Genomic DNA, 16189 nt, shown 5'->3' with positions numbered 1-16189 from the left:
CTGCTTTTCCTATGATTTCTTCGTTAACAGCGCGTCTAGCCGCGCTTGATCTTCAGCACTAATAACAGCCGGCGTTGTGGCCTTGCGGCGATTGGCCCAACCCAGCGCCACCACAACAATCAAACCCAAACCAAGCAACACCAAAGGCGCACCCCAGAGCAGGTAGGTATTCCACTGCACCCGTGGCTTATAAAGGATAAAATCGCCGTAGCGCGCCACCATGAAATCGACAATCTCCTCATCGGATTTGCCTTCGTCCAGCAACCGATACAACTCTTTGCGCAAATCGCCGGCAATGGGCGAATCGGAACCGGCGAGGTTTTGGTTCTGACACTTAGGGCAGCGCATCTCCTCCACAAACACTAAATAGCGCGCGCGCAGGCTCTCGTCTTTAAATTCATAAACGTCGATTACCGCCTGAGCGCCGATGGACGCCAACAAACACGCCGCACCCAGCAACAGCAGTGCCCCCGTCTTCGAAACCCTGGCCCATGCTTTCGCCACCTTGTTAGTACCAATTGCCACCGGCATTCCTCATTCATGGCTCAAAAAGAAGCGCGGAGTATAACAACGCCACTGGGCAACGCCTACACACCAATCACAGCAGCGCGAAAGTCGGCGAACACCCCATAAAAAACCCAACTTGGTTGTTGACCTAAGTCGATTAATCAGTAGAATACGCGGCTCTTGAACAACGGGTGGTTAGCTCAGTTGGTAGAGCGGCGCCCTTACAAGGCGTAGGTCACAGGTTCGACCCCTGTACCACCCACCATATAAGGCAGTATTTAACAGCAGTTACTTACGCCAACCGGTTATGCGGACCGGTAGTTCAGTTGGTTAGAATGCCGGCCTGTCACGCCGGAGGTCGCGGGTTCGAGTCCCGTCCGGTCCGCCAGTACAAACAAAAAAGCCCTCCTCGTGAGGGCTTTTTTATTTGTGTGTTGGATTGGGCGGGGCGACTAATTTGCCGGGAGCAAATTAGGGCATCCGCGACAGCGGTGGGCGAAGCCCGAGGGCCATGGACGGCCCGAGTCACTAGTCGCGCTCGGGTTCGACAAATTCGTCAGGAACGAATTTGGGCAACGGCTGACAAGCGCGGATGGCCGCCCCCTCGGGCAACGCCCCGAGGGCAGGACGTCCGAGCCAGTCCCGTCCGGTCCGCCACTGCCCGACTCTCGCTACAATTTCACTTTAGAACTGAGCCCCCTTTTAACTACCCCTTCAAAGGCCACACCCTTACAGCCCACACCCGCGTACGGGTTCGATCAATTTGTTGGGAACAAATTGAGACAACAGCTTTGCTGTTGGGGCATAGCCCCGAGGGTCACGATGATCCGAGTCACTAATCGTCAGGAACGAATTTGGGCAACGGCTGACAAGCGCGGATGGCCGGCCCCGAAGGGTGCGAGTCACTAAATTTCAGGACAGAAATTTTGGACGCCGATTAGGCGCCCGAAGGGTGAAGGTCAGGACGACCTGAATTATTCCCGTCCGGTCCGCCAGACTTCTAGCCCAGCACTTCCTATTTCGCCGAAATTAACACGCTTTTAAAAACGCAAACCAAACCGCAACCACACCAAAGCTCGTGCCAAATCCCAGCACCACCTAAACTTTTGCCGCTCCATCAATACATCCTTGTATTGAGTCGCTCGCAGGCCATCCATGGCCTTTGCAAAAGTTCAGGTGCTGCTGAGATCTAGATATCGCAGTAACTCCACGAAAAAGCTAAGAGCCTGCCGGAACCAAGGTGGGTGTCCCGCTAACTGACACGCTAAATTTGGATGCCATAACTTAGCTTGAAAGATAAGTAAGAACACTGAAGCTTTCTGAAAATTACGATGGGCGCCCTGCCAACCACGAAAACGAATCAGGCGATTTAGATGCTGTTTATGCCAATAGAATATTTCTTAAAAGGAAAAATTATTAAATTTAAAAAATGATACTGCATCTCTTAGCAACGCTGAAGACAATTAACCTGCATGCTCTTACGACCAAGGAAATATCTTGAAGCAATTAAGTACAACATCCATCACGCAAGGATAAAACAAGACAAACTATACTTAATAAAAAATTAGGGCAAGCATAAAAGCCGCTGAAGCTTCAAACTAAAACATTCAGCGACCATTTGGCTATCATACAGCTGTGTCAAGCGTTCATAAATTTATTTTGGCGTATGGCAAACAATGCCCAAATCCCACCACCACCAATCACAAGCTTCACCAGCAAAAGCAAAGCCTGATGCAACAAGCGTTGCAGAAAAAACTATCGAAATAAAAATATTCTTTTTCATTGTTAAACTTCCTGTCAATTTTAATAATCGGATTATCTCCAACACCCAGATGTTAGTTAATACAATATTAAGAAGTCAACAAGCCCGACCGATTACCATTTGAAAATAAGAAGAAGTAACTAGAAAAATAAGGAAATTAAAAAAATATACTTAGTAGCCACACAACCTAACCCAGAATTACAACATATGCACAACCCCTTTTAAAAACATTGATTAAAGTCAGAAAATTTAATCGAATTACCAACACATTCCATTACAATTAGGCTTTATTTATAGATTCAATACATTGTCCATTACGAACCTAGTAAATTAACTATCACTGTAAAGTGTTACAACATGATTGACTCAAAAAAATTGGGATTTTGGCGCAGCGTAAAAGCCCCGACAGCGGAGCAACCTACCACTTCTCATCGTGGGACAAAAGCACCGGATTGAGAATCACCAGAACAAACCTATTAACAAATAACCACAGGGCTCAAGTCCACCTACGGCGAATTATCCCGACCTATCACGAAGCATAAAGGCCGCGCTAAGAACGGGTATGAAGCCAATCTGCTCAGCGATAGCTAGGCGCTCTAGCACCTATCGCGCACTGCGAGTTGCTAGCATTGCCGCACCCCAATTCAGTGCCATCGCACCAATTAGCGTCTAGCAATCGACAAAAACTGACGATAAACTCACCAAGGTGTGTACTTTCAGCCAAACCGAAAGATAATACCGGCTCTTCATTTGGGACGAGACAAGGACATGTCAATCATCCTCACGGATTCACAAGGTCAGCGCTATCGACTTACCCACGGCTGGGGCAGCGACACCTGCTCAAACAAAAATCTATTCCGCGGCCCAGGCCAGGCCCAGGCCTTTATTGGCGAGCTAGCACGCGAGCAAACCACAGAAATCTACCAAACCTTCTTTGGCGGCACAGACCACCTGCCAAGGCACCTGTGTACCCCGCAAGTCAACGTCGGTGTCATTAACGGGCCCAGCATCTTCACCCAAGTGCGCAGCAACAACGACCGCATAGCCGACGCCATCGAGCGCTCGCAGCTGATTATCGAGAAAGACAACAGCCTACAACCCGTCGCCGACGATCGCGCCATACTGCGGGTGAAGATTAAACAGGCGCTGAATGAAATCTTAATCGCCGAGCGCGCCGAAACGGCGAAGATTGATGAAGAGTTCCAAAAGCTAAGCTATTTCGGCAAAGACCTAGCGCTGCGCTGGGCCAGCCTTAAAGGCTTGGGTGGCGCTGCCTGGGATCTCGCTAAGTGGATCAAGGAAGTTAACGACCTCACTTCCATGCAGCTAAGGCTGTATCGGTACGCTAAAAATGCGGCCACCGCCTCTGGCACAGAAAATTTCTACGACACCTTCACCAGCCTGAATTTAGACGCCGAGCTGCGCGAACTGATAGACGTACTGGGTTTCGACCCAACCAAAGTCAGCCTAGACGACATTAAAAAGGCGCTAGATCTCGCCGACCAAGTCACATCCGACGGCCCGCTAATGCGTGACATAGGGATATTTATTAAAGATTTCGCGCTGAGCCAGCACCGGCTAGAAGTCGCCGAATTCGGCGGTGCAGCAGCGTTCGAGATCATACTCACCGCCATACTCACCGCACTCACCGGCGGCGTAGGCCTAGGCGTCGCCATCGCCATCGCCAGCAAAGCCAGGCTCATCAGACAATTCGAAAAACTCGGCAAACTACTGTCAGAATTCGCCATCGCCAACAAAAAAGTCGGCAAATACCTAGCCGACAAAGCCAAACGCGGAGCGAAGAGTGTTAAGCGTAGTTTTGATGATGTTAAGACGGATACTCCGGCTCAGACGAAGACAGATAAGCCTAGTTCGAATAAACCAAAGGACAAAAAAGATCTTAGCAAAAACCCTGGTGAAACTCGTGTAATTCAAGCTAGAAAACGCCAAAATCAAATGCTACTAGATAATACAGGGTATAACATCAGCCCTACAGCTTGGGACAATTATCCCACGATTGGCCGGAACGGCACGTTTATATCAGACAGCAAGGGAATTTCAGATGTTATCGGTGATTTCAATGGTAAATCTAGTGTAAGTGCAGCTAAAGTAGCAGAGTTGGAAAACGCCTTTGGACTGGAACCTGGAACTCTAAAAGAGGGGTTCAAAATCAGGAAAGTTGATAATATAGCTGACAAAATGACTCGAAGTCCTTTAGAAGGCAATCAATATTTCTTAGGACCAGGAAACCACCTTCCTGGTGGAGCTCCTGAGATAGTTATCGAATCTATACCAACAATTGATACCAAGGACGTAACAACCTTAGCGGAGATTACTGTAAAGTGAATATGAAATATTCTTTTGTCGAAAAAGCTGATCAAAATACAATAAAAGTATCTATCAGCGACGACGAGTTAATGAAAAAACTAATTGCTTCAGGATTTAGAGCTTCAGGCGGAAATCATCTACAAATAGAGACTTCAGGAGATAAAGATAAAGCTAAGATTTTTAACCTACTAAGGAATATGGGCATTTACTTTTCCGACGGTAAAGAGTGGTGCCCATCGGAAGTGTTTGAACATCTGCGAGATCTGGGAATACTGGAAGGAAAGTTCAAAAGAATAAGCTGGAGAGGAAACTCAGATGTAAACATACAAGAAATATAACGACACCACATCGTGAACGTAAACGCCAACATCTCCGCATAGATGTAAAAATTTATAATCGAATTATTTTCCAGACTAGATACTATAAAATTTTTTGGCATAAAAAAGTACAGAACTTTATTGGCGAGGTAGCACGCGAGCAAACCACAGAAATCTACCCGACTTTCTTTGGCGGCACATACAACACGCCACTGCTCTCGGATCTTCAAAGTAGCGGATATGTCACAACGATCAACTTAACTCCTATTGGCAATTAGACTGTGAGCAAAATTTTGGAACAATTGGGTATCATTTATCCTAACAGTATAAGCACCCATGCAGTAAAAGTTACAGATTTATTTTATGAAATATTCCCTAACGAAAAAATCGAACTTTCTAAAACGAGATCACACTTTATCTTTAGAGCCGAACCCCTCAGTAAATTCAGCAACTCAATTAAAATTGAACAAGAAGAGTTCCCAACAACCTCTCTTGACTGGGTTATCGAAAACCTAGAACTTGCTGAAAAAAATATTCCACTAAAACATCCGCGCAAACCGGGTGACGTAACTGTATGCGCTGATTTTTCCGAAGAGACCATAGGACTAAGCCCGAGCTGACACTGCCGCGCCGAGAATAATCCAGAGTTTAGTCTTTGGAATAAAAGTAGACGTGACTACATCGCTGGAGTGGCACCGCCAGCAAGAGAAATTTCACGTGATATTGTTATCACTCAAATTCTCCCATCATTAATACTGTGCAGGTAATACTGACCCACTCCCCGCATCAAAAGCTGAATGGCGTAGTGGCTATGCTGTTCTAGAGGACTGGAACAATAACGGCGCGTATGTCGAATATACAGTTCCAAAGGATGGTCTGAATGGTTGGATTGGGGATGCTGCGTCCCAATCAGTAGAGAACGCAAATGGATGGCAGCTTTCTGGTGGAAAGGAGCAGCTATATATCCCTGACTCTCGAAACACCATCCCAAACGGCTTAACGCCAAAAGCAACGAGCTGGTGACATCATGACAAACAAATACCTGTTAGATTTAGCAACCACCCTAATCCAATTAATTAAAGACGCAAATAAAAATGAACAAAAAGAGGCTGCCGCAAGATATTGGATTGAAGATATTCTGCCAGCGGTTATAGAGATAGATATCGCGACTCAGAACAATGATACTAAAAAAGTAAATAGATTATCCCAAAGCTTAAACAGAAAGCTAGATTACGCTCCACTATCAGAAAACGAGGAGTCAATTCGAAAAACGTTAAATTCAATATACGTAGAAACAATTTAAAATCACAGAACACTTGGTTTAAAAAAATAGAGTTATTGAATCCGACACTGGATTAAAAGTCGTCTGCAAGCGACATATTGAAGGGACGGATTCAAGCTCTAGAGGGTGAACGGACCGCTGCCTGAGCCCTTAGCAGGTTAAATTTTCATATAAGTATTGCTTAACTTGCACTACCCTCAACCTAACCACCCAGCACTCCCCAACCGAGCCACCCCATGAAAACAAAAACCCTAAAACACCTACTCCTACTCACCGCAGCTCTCACCCTTACAACAAGCAGCACTTGGGCCGCCCCAAACCAAGCCCCAGAAGCAACCAAACCTTTTATCACCGAAGCCCCTGCAGGCGCTTATGGTATCGACCCATCCCACGCCGATCTCTCTTTTCGCGTTAACCATTTAGGTTTTTCCGCATACACTGCGCGGTTCACAAGCTTCTCCGCACAGCTGCAGTTTGACCCGGCCAACCCAAACGCAATGAGCGTGACTGCCACCATCGACCCGCGCTCACTTGCGCTGCCAGCACCGCCGGAGGGATTTCTCGATACACTACTGAGCCCAGCATGGCTGGATGCAGCCCAGTTTCGTCAAATCACATTTCGCTCTACCCATGTGGAAGCCACACAAACCAACACCGTGCGAATCAGCGGTGACTTGACGCTACACGGAGTCACCAAGCCGGTTATTTTGAACGCAACATTTAACGGCGGCTACGCCGGCCACCCCTTTGACCCCAATGCTCGAATTGGATTTTCCGCGCGCGGTAACTTTAACCGCTCAGATTTCGGACTTACCATGGGCATACCAGCACCGGGTTCGACCATGGGCGTGGGCGATACTATTGACGTCATTATCGAAGCGGAATTTACTGGCCCGCCACTTAAAACGGTTCAGTAATACCCAAGAAGCAGACAGTTCAAATATCAACCTTGTAACAACCTGCTAGCACCTATCTCGCTCGTCGGCGTGCAAGAATTCCGTCAGGCCGGTCGCGAGTTCGCCTTTAAATGTTTTGACGGGGGTAATCGCTAGGTCTGCAAAAATTCTGGGGTTTGATAGCAATTGAGCAATTTGCGGGTGCTCGTCACCTGCGTCGCTCATCCATAGCTTTAAAAACTCTACGTTGTAGGGTAGAAACAAGGGGAAAGCCTTGTCGTGATAGGGCTCAAACCGTGGATGGGTATCGCGTGTGATGATGGCGCAGCTGTACTTTTGCCCGGGGAATTCCTGATAGACAGCGCCCAGCAGCATTAATCGCTGGGTTGTTACCAAATAGTGTTTATTCTTGCCGGCTACCTTTTTTCCTTCTCCCAAACCGGTTGCAATAACAATCGCCCTGCGATGGCGAATAGCGTCGCGCCAGTAGAACGATGTGAGGTTGCGCGCATTGAAGGTTGTTCTTTGACCGACTTCAAGTTCTCCACCCACTTCCCGGCAGTCGTACCACCAGGTCGCATCCACCTGCTTCAAGACACCCCCTTTTTGGATGAGTAGTCCATCGATTGTTCTTTTAGGGTCACCGCCAAAGGCGGGATAATAGTGCTGAATTTTTGCTGTCTCATCTTCGGCGCCCTCGTAATCTCCCTCAGCCCCAAGTAAGGCTAGAAATTCATTCAGGGTACGCGGGTCAACGTGGCGCCGGATATAACCACACATTGCATAACTCCAAGATCAATAATCCCAAGGTAAACTTATAATCCCAAGGTAAACTTATAATCCCAAGGTAAACTAAGGCTACCACCTTGCCAACCGATAAAGAACTGTCAAGAGATTCCTATGTCAGATGTAAAATTTAGCGCCCAATGGGCGCTACTAGGCGTTTTAATTTGCTTCATCGCATTTGGTTTAGGCTTTTGGGTATTTAACCAAGCCCTACCCGGTTACAAGATGTTGGCCTACCCCGGCATTGTAGCAACGCGATTTTTTAGCGAAGAAATCAATTTTTGGCCCAAGCTCAGTATTATGCTCACGGGCCAATACATCGCGTAGTTTTTAGGTATTTATAGTGTTAGAAAAATCATGGCGATCAGATCTAAAGGCTAGCCAACACCAAAGGCGCGCCACAACGAAATATCACATGTCTCCTGACGACATTTCAGATACCCTTTCAATAACTGAGTGTTAACTAGTAAGCCGCCTTGCAAAGGCAAGGTCTCCCTAGCATCCAACTTTAAGGCAGTAGATACCGCGTTATGTATATTGGCGAAGCAGCAAAGAAAACGGGTTTATCCATCAAGGCCATTCGTTTTTATGAGGCGCAAGGTTTGATTGAGCCGCCCGCGCGATTGGGGCGCTATAGGGTATATACAACGCAAGACCTTGAGCTGCTGCTATTAATTAAGGAAGCAACGGAGCTAGGGGTGGCGCTGTCTCAACTCAAAGGGGTTATCAGTTACCGCAATGGCAAAATAGACTGGGAAAACATAAAGGTATTTTTGACCGAGATAAGGGCGCAACTCATCGAACAACGCACGGATATCGAGCGAAAAATTAACAGCTTGGATGCCTGCTATGCCCAGATAAAATCTTAACCAACACTTGACTCTCCCCTTAAGGGGAGACGGTAGAATGCGCTTTCTTTAGGTAACGCGAGAACATAAAATGCGCAAACGAGTATTGGTATTGGCGGCCAACCCCAAAGCAGATAGCTTTGTGAATACCTTAGCCGATACCTACGCAAGGTCGGCCCGACAAAAGCATGACGTGAAGCTGCTAAATCTAGCAGACATGACCTTCAATGTAGATCTAGCCGATGGCTATACCAAGGATCAACCTCTAGAGGATTCTCTCAAGGCCTTCCAAGCAGCGCTGACTTGGTGCGAACACCTCGTTATTTTTACCCCCAATTGGTGGGGTGCGCTGCCAGCAAAACTTAAGGGGCTTATTGATCGAACATTTTTACCCGGTTTTGCATTTCAATATGAGAAGGGAATGTCCATCCCCAAAAAGCTCTTGCAAGGAAAAACGACTCGAATCGTCATGACTATGGATACACCACCTTGGTATTACGTTTTGTTTCAAGGCGCGCCAGCCATCAGGCAGTTAAAAACCGCCACCCTTAAATTCGTCGGTTTCGGCGCCGTCACCAGCAGAATGATCGGCCCCATTATAAGTTCCACCAACGCTTCCAGGGAAAAATGGCTGAATGAAATGTCGAAACTCGGGCTCAGCGCCAGTTAAGTTATTATCGAGTCAAGCGGCGGCATATATAAGCGCACCTCGTTATAAGGGCGTGTTGCGATTGCAGGGCCAAGCCGCCCTTCAATCGAAGGCCCCGTATCCTGTGATGCAGCGTTCATAGGCCACACAGCCACCTAAGACACTCAGCTAGCTATGAAACTCAGCTAGCTAGGCACAGGCCAGCCGTAAAACATTGACATATTCATTAGCTAATGGCCGTACTGCAAGTGCGCTTTATCTCAATGAAAAAATAGCTAACCTCTAATAAAAATAGCTAGCCTCTAATGAAAATCGCGCGAACTCAATAACAATTCAGGCATTAAGTGCGAGTGGTCTTCAATATGCCCTGCGACTAAATGCACCACCCTGCCCTCGCGCTCCACCACCCCTTTCACCAGCAATAAACGCCCTTGGAGAATGGCGCGTCGGTAGCGCTCTTGCAATGATGCCCACACCACAACATTGGTGTTACCGGTTTCATCTTCCAGCGTGATAAACAAAACACCCGATGCTGTGCCAGGCCGCTGCCGACCGGTCACTAAACCTGCAACACGCACGAAGCGACCGTGTGCCACACCCAACAATGCTTGCGCATTTTTACAGCCATTAAAGACCGCCTGCTCGCGCAATAGCTGCATGGGGTGAGCCGTTAAACTTAAATGGTGACTTTGGTAATCCATCACTAGGGTGTCATAGCTACTCGCCTGCGGCAGTGCCAGAGCCTGCTGTGCGACCTCGCTATTGGCTAACTCCGCCCTAGATGCCAACTGCGCATGATTAAACAGCGGCGCCTGATCGAGCGCGAAGACATCCCAATGCACATTAAAGCGATCTTGATTAAATTGCCGTAAAGCGCCACAACCGGCTAGCAGTTCTAATTCCGCGTCAGATAGCTGGGCGCGCAGCCGTAAATCTTGCAAAGAGGAAAAACATTTCTTGTCCCGCGCAGCGATACAGCGCTGAATCGTGTCTGGCCGCAAGCCTTTTACTAAACGAAACCCCAGGCGTACAGAAGGCGCCGCCTCTACTGCGGCCTTGGCCTGAAAATTCTCTAAGCTGTGATCCCACTGACTCACGCAAATATCTATATTTTCTACCGCAACATGATGGCGACGCGCATCTTGCACCAGCTGTGACGGCGAATAAAAGCCCATGGGCAAGCTGTTTAACAAACCGCAATAAAATGCGGCTGGGTAGTGGCACTTTAGCCAGGCCGATACGTACACTAATAAGGCGAAACTGGCAGCGTGGGACTCCGGAAAACCGTACTCGCCAAAGCCTTGCATTTGGCGAAATAAACGCTCGGCAAAATCTTCGCTGTGGCCGCGCTCGGCCATGCCTTGCATTAATTTATCGCGAAAACCTGCCAAGTTACCGTTGCGCCCCCAGCTGGCCATAGCGCGGCGCAGTTGATCTGCCTCGCCGCCACTGAAGCCGGCGGCAACCATCGCCAATTTAATCACCTGTTCTTGAAAAATAGGCACACCTAAGGTACGCGCCAACACGGCTTTTACATCGGCGTTGGGGTAGTCAACCGCTTCCTCGCCATTGCGGCGGCGCAAATAGGGATGAACCATATCCCCCTGAATTGGGCCAGGCCGAACAATAGCCACCTCAATCACTAAATCGTAAAAGGTTTTTGGCTTCAGCCTGGGCAGCATGGCCATTTGCGCCCGAGACTCCACTTGAAACACACCTACGCTATCGCCCCGGCATAACATGGCGTAGGTTTTTGGATCTTCCGACGGCACTTGCGCTAGTTGTATCGGCGGTGTTTGGTAGCTATTAATAAGATCAAATATTTTTCGAATGGCCGTCAGCATTCCCAGCGCCAACACATCCACCTTAAGTAAACCCAACGCTTCAATATCTTCTTTATCCCACTGAATAACCGTGCGCTCGGCCATGGCGGCATTTTCCACCGGCACCAAGGTGCTGATCGGGCTTTTGGTGATGATAAAACCGCCCACGTGTTGCGAAAGGTGCCGCGGGAAACCCAATAATGCCTGCACCAGCGCGACAAATTGCTGCACCAAGCGCCCCTCTAATTTTATATTGGCTTCCTGCAACCGCACCAACATCTGCGCGGGCTTATCCCACCAGCTTAGGTTACGGCTAATGTTGTCGAGCAATAACGGGTCTAAACCTAACGCCTTGCCCACATCGCGAATCGCGCTTTTGGGCCTATAGGTAATCACCGTTGCCGCTAAGGCGGCGCGCTCGCGGCTGTATTTTCGGTAGATATATTGGATCACTTCCTCGCGCCGCTCGTGTTCAAAATCCACATCAATATCCGGCGGCTCATTGCGCTCCTTGGATATAAAGCGCTCAAACAATAAGTCACTTTGCGCCGGGTCCACCTCGGTTATAAACAGGCAATAGCACACCGCCGAGTTGGCGGCTGAGCCCCGCCCCTGGCATAAAATGCGCTGGCTTCGCGCATAGCGCACAAGATCGTGCACGGTTAAAAAATAATACTCGTAGCGCAGCTCTGCAATTAAACCAAGCTCCTTGTGCAATTGCTTTTCCATGGCTGGCGTGGTGCCGTTAGGCCAGCGCAAGGCCGCGCCCTCATAGGTTAGCTGCGCCAAATAAGCACTTGCGGTCAACCCCTCTGGCACCACCTCGGGCGGGTATTCATAGCGCAGTTCGGTCATAGAAAAATGACACAAGCTGGCGATGTGCGCCGCCTCTTGCAGCAGTGCCTCGGGGTAGAGTGTTTGCAGTTTTTCCACCGGCCGCAGATAGCGCTCGGCATTGGTATGGCGGCGCACACCTAATTCAGCCACCGAGCAGTTGTAGCGCGTAGCCGCCAACACATCTTGCAAGGGTTGACGCTGGTGACAATGCATATGTATATCGTTACACGCCACCATACTGATGCGTTGCTGGCTCGCGGTTAGATAACAGCGCTGATAATAGATTTCATCCGATGATTGCTGCAGCAGCTCAACACCCAACCACAGGCGCTGCTTAAAATAACGCGACAACAAGCCACCCTGCCCCTGCCAATCTTCAACCGTTTGCGCCTGCACCGGTAGCCAAATGGCCAGGCAGTGCTGGGTGCCAAATTGCAACTCTTGCAAAAAAAGTTGATAACTGCCCTTGTCAGCACGGCGTCTGGCGCGGGTAATCAACGCGGAAATTTCACTGTAGGCGGCGCGGTTAGGCGCCAGTAAAATCAAGTGGGCCGGGGCTAGCTTGGCCTGCTTATCATGCAACCAAAACTCACTGCCCACAATTAAATGAAAACCCAGCTGCTGTGCTGCTACATGAGCCTTAACCACGCCAGCAAAGGAGCACTCATCGGTAATCGCTAACGCTTGATAGCCCAAGGCGTGCGCACGCTGCACTAACTCTTCCGGCCGAGAGGCGCCGCGTAAAAAACTAAAATTACTGACGCAGTGCAACTCAGCAAACATAAAAACCGGCCATGAACCATTGCCGCCGCTGCTGACAGAAAAAGACGCTGTAGTAATGCTGCCGCGCCTTGGCAATAAAATAATCCCTGCGCGCGCGCTGTTGCCACCAGTGGCTATCAAAACGCACGGCCCGGCTCATCAGCTCTAGCTCTTGCCTCTGCCCGTCGCTATACCACATTAATTTTTTTTCGCGCATCAAAAGCGCTTGCGGCGGATGCAGTAGCCAGGGGCATAGCCAATGATCAACCTCAAGGTCAACAGCGCTGCTGGCCTTGGTTTTATTGCTGACAAAGGCCAACTGCTGGCACTGTTGCCTATCCGGTAAATACTCCGCTTGCAGCTTATAACTATAAAACTGTTGGGCGCTAAAGCGTTGATAGAAGCGATTAATTAAACGTTCAATATCATCGCTTTTATCGCGCATATCGCGAAACAAGCCCTTCGCCACCGGTGCGGCCGATGTCAGACCTAAGGCCTCCAAACCCACCTGCGCAATAGCAGAAGACCAACTCAAGTTTTCCAATTTTAAACCGGTGAGCTGATAAAACTCATCCGTATCGCTGTGCGCACTCTGCACCGCCACAATGATCTGGCTTTGGGTTTTATCTTCATGGCAAAAACACCAGCAAATACGCTGGGTGATAAGTTGCCGCTGACGCAAGAACTGCTGTAGTTGCCGCAATAATACTTGCAAAGGCTCCTGCAGATGGGCCACATCAGTAAGCCCATAGATAAAAGCCAGGCGCTGGTTAAACGCCGGCGCTAAGGCTAAGGCACTGACCGGCTTTTCTTGCTGACCGCACAAAAGCTGTAAATAAGCCACGGCATCTTTACCAAAACGCTGACCGAGTTCGCGTAAAGGTAGCGCCATAAGTTGGCCTAATTGGCGAAACCCGGCGCTCGCCAAGCGCTTCAATAGTGCTGCGGATACATCTAATCGCGACACCGGCAAGGCACTCAACAACACACCCAAGCGCTGCTCAGCTATCGCCGTTTGTTGTTCGGCCAAGCTGGGGGCTGCCTCTACGGCTTGGTTTTTTGCCAGTAGCTTAGCCACCATGCGGGTGGGCCCTAGGCCGATAAAAACGCCACAGCGCCATGCGGATAATTCCTGCGCCATTCGCTCTAATAGCATCGCCTGTCCATGAAAGAGACGTAGACTACTGGCCACTTCAAGGTGCAAAAAATCCGGTTCATCCAACTCAACGTAGGGCGTAAAACCATAAGCCCATTGCGCTAAGTTTTGTAATAAATGCAAACCCTGTTCTGGTTCGAATACCCGCAAGCAAAGCTGAGGTGACAGCGCCAAGGCGCTGGTCACGCTCATGCCCTCTGCCACCCCCGCCGCTCGCGCGGCAGACGATACCGCGACCACACGCTGACCGCTGTACAACGCCAGCGGGTAGTTTTCCTGACTTGCGCGCAGCCAATGATCTAGCGCTAAAGCGGGAAAATACAAACTCACATAAAGCCGGCCTGTCTCTGTGCCTAGCGCTGGCAAACCGCGTTGAGCTGCCGTTGCCTTAGCCATTGACCAGTGACGCCAGCTGCGCCGCGCGCTGGGGCACAACACCTTGCCGCAACACCGGTAAATCCTCTAAATGCACAGGCCAGTTTTGCACCGGCTGCAACGCCAATGCCGCCAGTTGCGGCCAGAGTGCCAACTGCACCTCTTGCCCGGCCCAACCTCCGCGCTGCTTTAATACAGTGAGCTGCAAACCGGCATCACACACGTCGGCGGCTAACCGCAACGCGGCCGGCGCCGCTGTGCGCGCCGCTTGGCGCGAGCGCAACAACACATGCCAAGCGCCGCCTTTAACGGCAGCCTGCTGCAATTGGCGCAAATCCCGATCCGCGACCCCCTTGTTGGGCAGCCACTGGCACACCAAGGCACTAGCGCCGGCGCGCAAAGCCTGGTCGGCAGCCCACAAATTGTCGTACACACTGATATTGCGCAGTACCAATAGCTGTTCAGGCGCCACGCCCATATGGGCGAGGTAGGCGGCGCTGGGCACGCAGGGAGGATCAATGAGAAAAACATAGCCAGGTAAGCGCGGCATCAACGCCGGCAACAGTAATGGCCAATTCAAACCATCGGACAACAGCTCTGTAGTCGCCCCCAAAGGCCAACCGCCATCGTGTAGCGCGGCATCAAGAGCCCGAAAACCGGTGCTAATAACCTCCCGCCTCTGCGTGGCGGAGCGAGCACGCCAAATGTCTGCACGGGTATGCAGGAGCTGCTCTAGCACATCGGATGTAGCAGCTTGGCCGGCCACGGCTGCAAAAGTAGAAGACGGCATACGGACCTCACACAGTGTTCGGCTAACCAGATTACTGTATTTACATACAGTAATTCAAGTAGATAATTCACGCCTTTCAAATCAGCCGACAGCACAGCCAAACCACGCCCACGGGTAATTAGCGGGAAAATATCTGACTTGGATTTACTTAACCCCCTCCTATCGCTTTCGACTCTTACATAGAGGCGCAAGCCAACGCAGAGCGAATCACAGGCGAGCCGACGCTAGATGGAACCACAAAACCAGTTATGCTCGAAACGACATTTGGCGCCGGCTACGCCTTTGAACCAAATAGCCAGATTGGTTGTTCATCGGCTATCCATTCCTTCTCAATGATCATGGCTTCTTCTGGTTACCAGCACACCATTAAGTAATAACATTGGTATTTTAAAAGTCGGCCCGTAACAACCCATTTGCTCACATAATTGCCGGCATAGTATAAGCCTGAAACTGATAATAATTTACTTTTACACGGATCACGCCCTGCCGAGGATTTGGCGTATTGCCCAAGTTATTCTTTTTCGCATCCCATAAGCCAAGATTAGGAAAGTACCAATCCTGCGTCCAACCATCCACAACCATTGCCGTCAATCCCAAACCGCCGAGTGAAGTTGGACCAACAACGGCAACGTTAGCGACAACAACAAACACATGATCGTAATGTATTGCTTCACAAAGTGTAACCACAGAACCGGGCGGCTGTAGCAGCGGATTGCTTGACAGAGCCGAATAGCAAATACGCCCTTTTTCATCGCAATTACCAATACCCGTTGTTGCGGCATCATCAAATGCATCTACGATTGTATTTCGAGCAGCTACCCCGCGGTAGGTATCCAAGGTGTTCTGATCGTTCTCACTAGTAAAATCGAAAAAATTATTGGTACTTTTAACAGACTTCTTTTCCTTAAAAAACAGTAATGCACTTTTAGCTGCATTTTTTCGGGTTCTCATTAAAGCTAGCTCAATGGGTGTTGGCACGTTAGACTCTCCTTGGCAATAATTGCCTATCCGAACAAAATGAACTGAACACTATAGATCACTGTGGGGAACAGCTAAAATAGATAAAAAAAT

Annotated in this window: 15 protein-coding genes and 2 tRNA genes; 10 read left to right on the top strand and 7 right to left on the bottom strand. The window is 49.4% G+C overall.

Features of this window, described 5'->3' with window-relative positions:
* Positions 1-9 precede the first annotated feature (9 nt).
* Positions 10-525, bottom strand: coding sequence for a cytochrome c-type biogenesis protein (locus QWY82_RS11365; RefSeq protein WP_290262383.1), 516 nt, complete (start codon positions 523-525; stop codon positions 10-12).
* A gap of 171 nt (positions 526-696) precedes the next feature.
* Here QWY82_RS11365 and QWY82_RS11360 point away from each other — a divergent pair.
* A tRNA-Val gene (locus tag QWY82_RS11360) sits at positions 697-772 on the top strand.
* A gap of 46 nt (positions 773-818) precedes the next feature.
* Positions 819-895 (top strand) — tRNA-Asp (locus QWY82_RS11355).
* Positions 896-2161: 1266 nt separating this feature from the next.
* Here QWY82_RS11355 and QWY82_RS11350 read toward each other — a convergent pair.
* Positions 2162-2290, bottom strand: a complete 129-nt coding sequence (locus QWY82_RS11350; protein WP_290262381.1) for a hypothetical protein — start codon at positions 2288-2290, stop codon at positions 2162-2164.
* Positions 2291-3037: 747 nt separating this feature from the next.
* Between QWY82_RS11350 and QWY82_RS11345 the strand changes: the two genes are divergently transcribed.
* The 5 genes from QWY82_RS11345 (at position 3038) to QWY82_RS11325 (ending at position 7113) form a co-directional block, all read left to right on the top strand.
* A complete protein-coding gene (locus QWY82_RS11345) occupies positions 3038-4615 on the top strand; it encodes a hypothetical protein (protein ID WP_290262379.1) in 1578 nt (525 codons plus the stop codon).
* Positions 4612-4935 (top strand): hypothetical protein, encoded by a 324-nt coding sequence (locus QWY82_RS11340; RefSeq protein ID WP_290262377.1) that lies wholly within the window; start codon positions 4612-4614, stop codon positions 4933-4935. The genes QWY82_RS11345 and QWY82_RS11340 overlap by 4 nt, the downstream gene beginning before the upstream one ends.
* A 260-nt stretch (positions 4936-5195) precedes the next feature.
* The gene (locus tag QWY82_RS11335) at positions 5196-5534 is read left to right on the top strand and encodes a hypothetical protein (RefSeq protein ID WP_290262375.1); all 339 of its coding nucleotides are present in this window, start codon (positions 5196-5198) and stop codon (positions 5532-5534) included.
* A 407-nt stretch (positions 5535-5941) separates the two neighbouring features.
* Positions 5942-6217, top strand: a complete 276-nt coding sequence (locus QWY82_RS11330) for a hypothetical protein (protein WP_290262373.1) — start codon at positions 5942-5944, stop codon at positions 6215-6217.
* 215 nt (positions 6218-6432) lie between these two features.
* The gene (locus tag QWY82_RS11325; protein WP_290262372.1) at positions 6433-7113 is read left to right on the top strand and encodes a YceI family protein; all 681 of its coding nucleotides are present in this window, start codon (positions 6433-6435) and stop codon (positions 7111-7113) included.
* A gap of 45 nt (positions 7114-7158) precedes the next feature.
* On the opposite strand, the gene QWY82_RS11320 is transcribed toward QWY82_RS11325, so the two are convergent.
* Positions 7159-7872, bottom strand: coding sequence for an SOS response-associated peptidase family protein (locus QWY82_RS11320; protein WP_290262370.1), 714 nt, complete (start codon positions 7870-7872; stop codon positions 7159-7161).
* Positions 7873-7992: 120 nt separating this feature from the next.
* Between QWY82_RS11320 and QWY82_RS11315 the strand changes: the two genes are divergently transcribed.
* The 3 genes from QWY82_RS11315 (at position 7993) to QWY82_RS11305 (ending at position 9396) form a co-directional block, all read left to right on the top strand.
* On the top strand, positions 7993-8205 hold the full coding sequence (locus QWY82_RS11315; RefSeq protein ID WP_290262368.1) for a hypothetical protein: 213 nt from the start codon (positions 7993-7995) through the stop codon (positions 8203-8205).
* Positions 8206-8408: 203 nt separating this feature from the next.
* Entirely contained in the window at positions 8409-8747 is a 339-nt protein-coding gene (locus QWY82_RS11310; RefSeq protein ID WP_290262366.1) for a MerR family transcriptional regulator, read from the top strand.
* A 70-nt stretch (positions 8748-8817) separates the two neighbouring features.
* Complete coding sequence (locus tag QWY82_RS11305; protein ID WP_290262365.1) at positions 8818-9396, top strand: NAD(P)H-dependent oxidoreductase; 579 nt, start codon at positions 8818-8820, stop codon at positions 9394-9396.
* A 281-nt stretch (positions 9397-9677) separates the two neighbouring features.
* Here QWY82_RS11305 and QWY82_RS11300 read toward each other — a convergent pair whose 3' ends face one another.
* The 4 genes from QWY82_RS11300 to QWY82_RS11285 all read right to left on the bottom strand — a co-directional run bounded on the left by QWY82_RS11300 (position 9678) and on the right by QWY82_RS11285 (position 16096).
* Complete coding sequence (locus QWY82_RS11300) at positions 9678-12818, bottom strand: error-prone DNA polymerase (protein ID WP_290262363.1); 3141 nt, start codon at positions 12816-12818, stop codon at positions 9678-9680.
* The gene (locus QWY82_RS11295) at positions 12808-14349 is read right to left on the bottom strand and encodes a Y-family DNA polymerase (protein WP_290262361.1); all 1542 of its coding nucleotides are present in this window, start codon (positions 14347-14349) and stop codon (positions 12808-12810) included. The genes QWY82_RS11300 and QWY82_RS11295 overlap by 11 nt, the downstream gene beginning before the upstream one ends.
* Complete coding sequence (locus QWY82_RS11290; protein WP_290262360.1) at positions 14342-15118, bottom strand: SOS cell division inhibitor SulA; 777 nt, start codon at positions 15116-15118, stop codon at positions 14342-14344. The genes QWY82_RS11295 and QWY82_RS11290 overlap by 8 nt, the downstream gene beginning before the upstream one ends.
* A gap of 417 nt (positions 15119-15535) precedes the next feature.
* On the bottom strand, positions 15536-16096 hold the full coding sequence (locus QWY82_RS11285; protein ID WP_290262358.1) for a hypothetical protein: 561 nt from the start codon (positions 16094-16096) through the stop codon (positions 15536-15538).
* Positions 16097-16189 lie beyond the last annotated feature (93 nt).

The sequence above is a fragment of the Simiduia curdlanivorans genome (assembly GCF_030409605.1).
Classification (GTDB): Bacteria; Pseudomonadota; Gammaproteobacteria; order Pseudomonadales; family Cellvibrionaceae; genus Simiduia; species Simiduia curdlanivorans.
The sequence above is the reverse complement of the archived record's forward strand: the minus strand, read 5'-3'. Positions and strand labels throughout refer to the sequence as shown.

What these genes read in the sequence shown, in the direction of transcription:
- QWY82_RS11345 (WP_290262379.1), top strand. Translation starts at nt 3,038, where the DNA reads ATGTCAATCATCCTCACGGATTCACAAGGTCAGCGCTATCGACTTACC.
- QWY82_RS11350 (WP_290262381.1), bottom strand. Translation starts at nt 2,290, where the DNA reads ATGAAAAAGAATATTTTTATTTCGATAGTTTTTTCTGCAACGCTTGTT.
- QWY82_RS11310 (WP_290262366.1), top strand. Translation starts at nt 8,409, where the DNA reads ATGTATATTGGCGAAGCAGCAAAGAAAACGGGTTTATCCATCAAGGCC.
- QWY82_RS11295 (WP_290262361.1), bottom strand. Translation starts at nt 14,349, where the DNA reads ATGGCTAAGGCAACGGCAGCTCAACGCGGTTTGCCAGCGCTAGGCACA.
- QWY82_RS11330 (WP_290262373.1), top strand. Translation starts at nt 5,942, where the DNA reads ATGACAAACAAATACCTGTTAGATTTAGCAACCACCCTAATCCAATTA.
- QWY82_RS11290 (WP_290262360.1), bottom strand. Translation starts at nt 15,118, where the DNA reads ATGCCGTCTTCTACTTTTGCAGCCGTGGCCGGCCAAGCTGCTACATCC.
- QWY82_RS11325 (WP_290262372.1), top strand. Translation starts at nt 6,433, where the DNA reads ATGAAAACAAAAACCCTAAAACACCTACTCCTACTCACCGCAGCTCTC.
- QWY82_RS11305 (WP_290262365.1), top strand. Translation starts at nt 8,818, where the DNA reads ATGCGCAAACGAGTATTGGTATTGGCGGCCAACCCCAAAGCAGATAGC.
- QWY82_RS11320 (WP_290262370.1), bottom strand. Translation starts at nt 7,872, where the DNA reads ATGTGTGGTTATATCCGGCGCCACGTTGACCCGCGTACCCTGAATGAA.
- QWY82_RS11300 (WP_290262363.1), bottom strand. Translation starts at nt 12,818, where the DNA reads ATGTTTGCTGAGTTGCACTGCGTCAGTAATTTTAGTTTTTTACGCGGC.
- QWY82_RS11315 (WP_290262368.1), top strand. Translation starts at nt 7,993, where the DNA reads ATGTCAGATGTAAAATTTAGCGCCCAATGGGCGCTACTAGGCGTTTTA.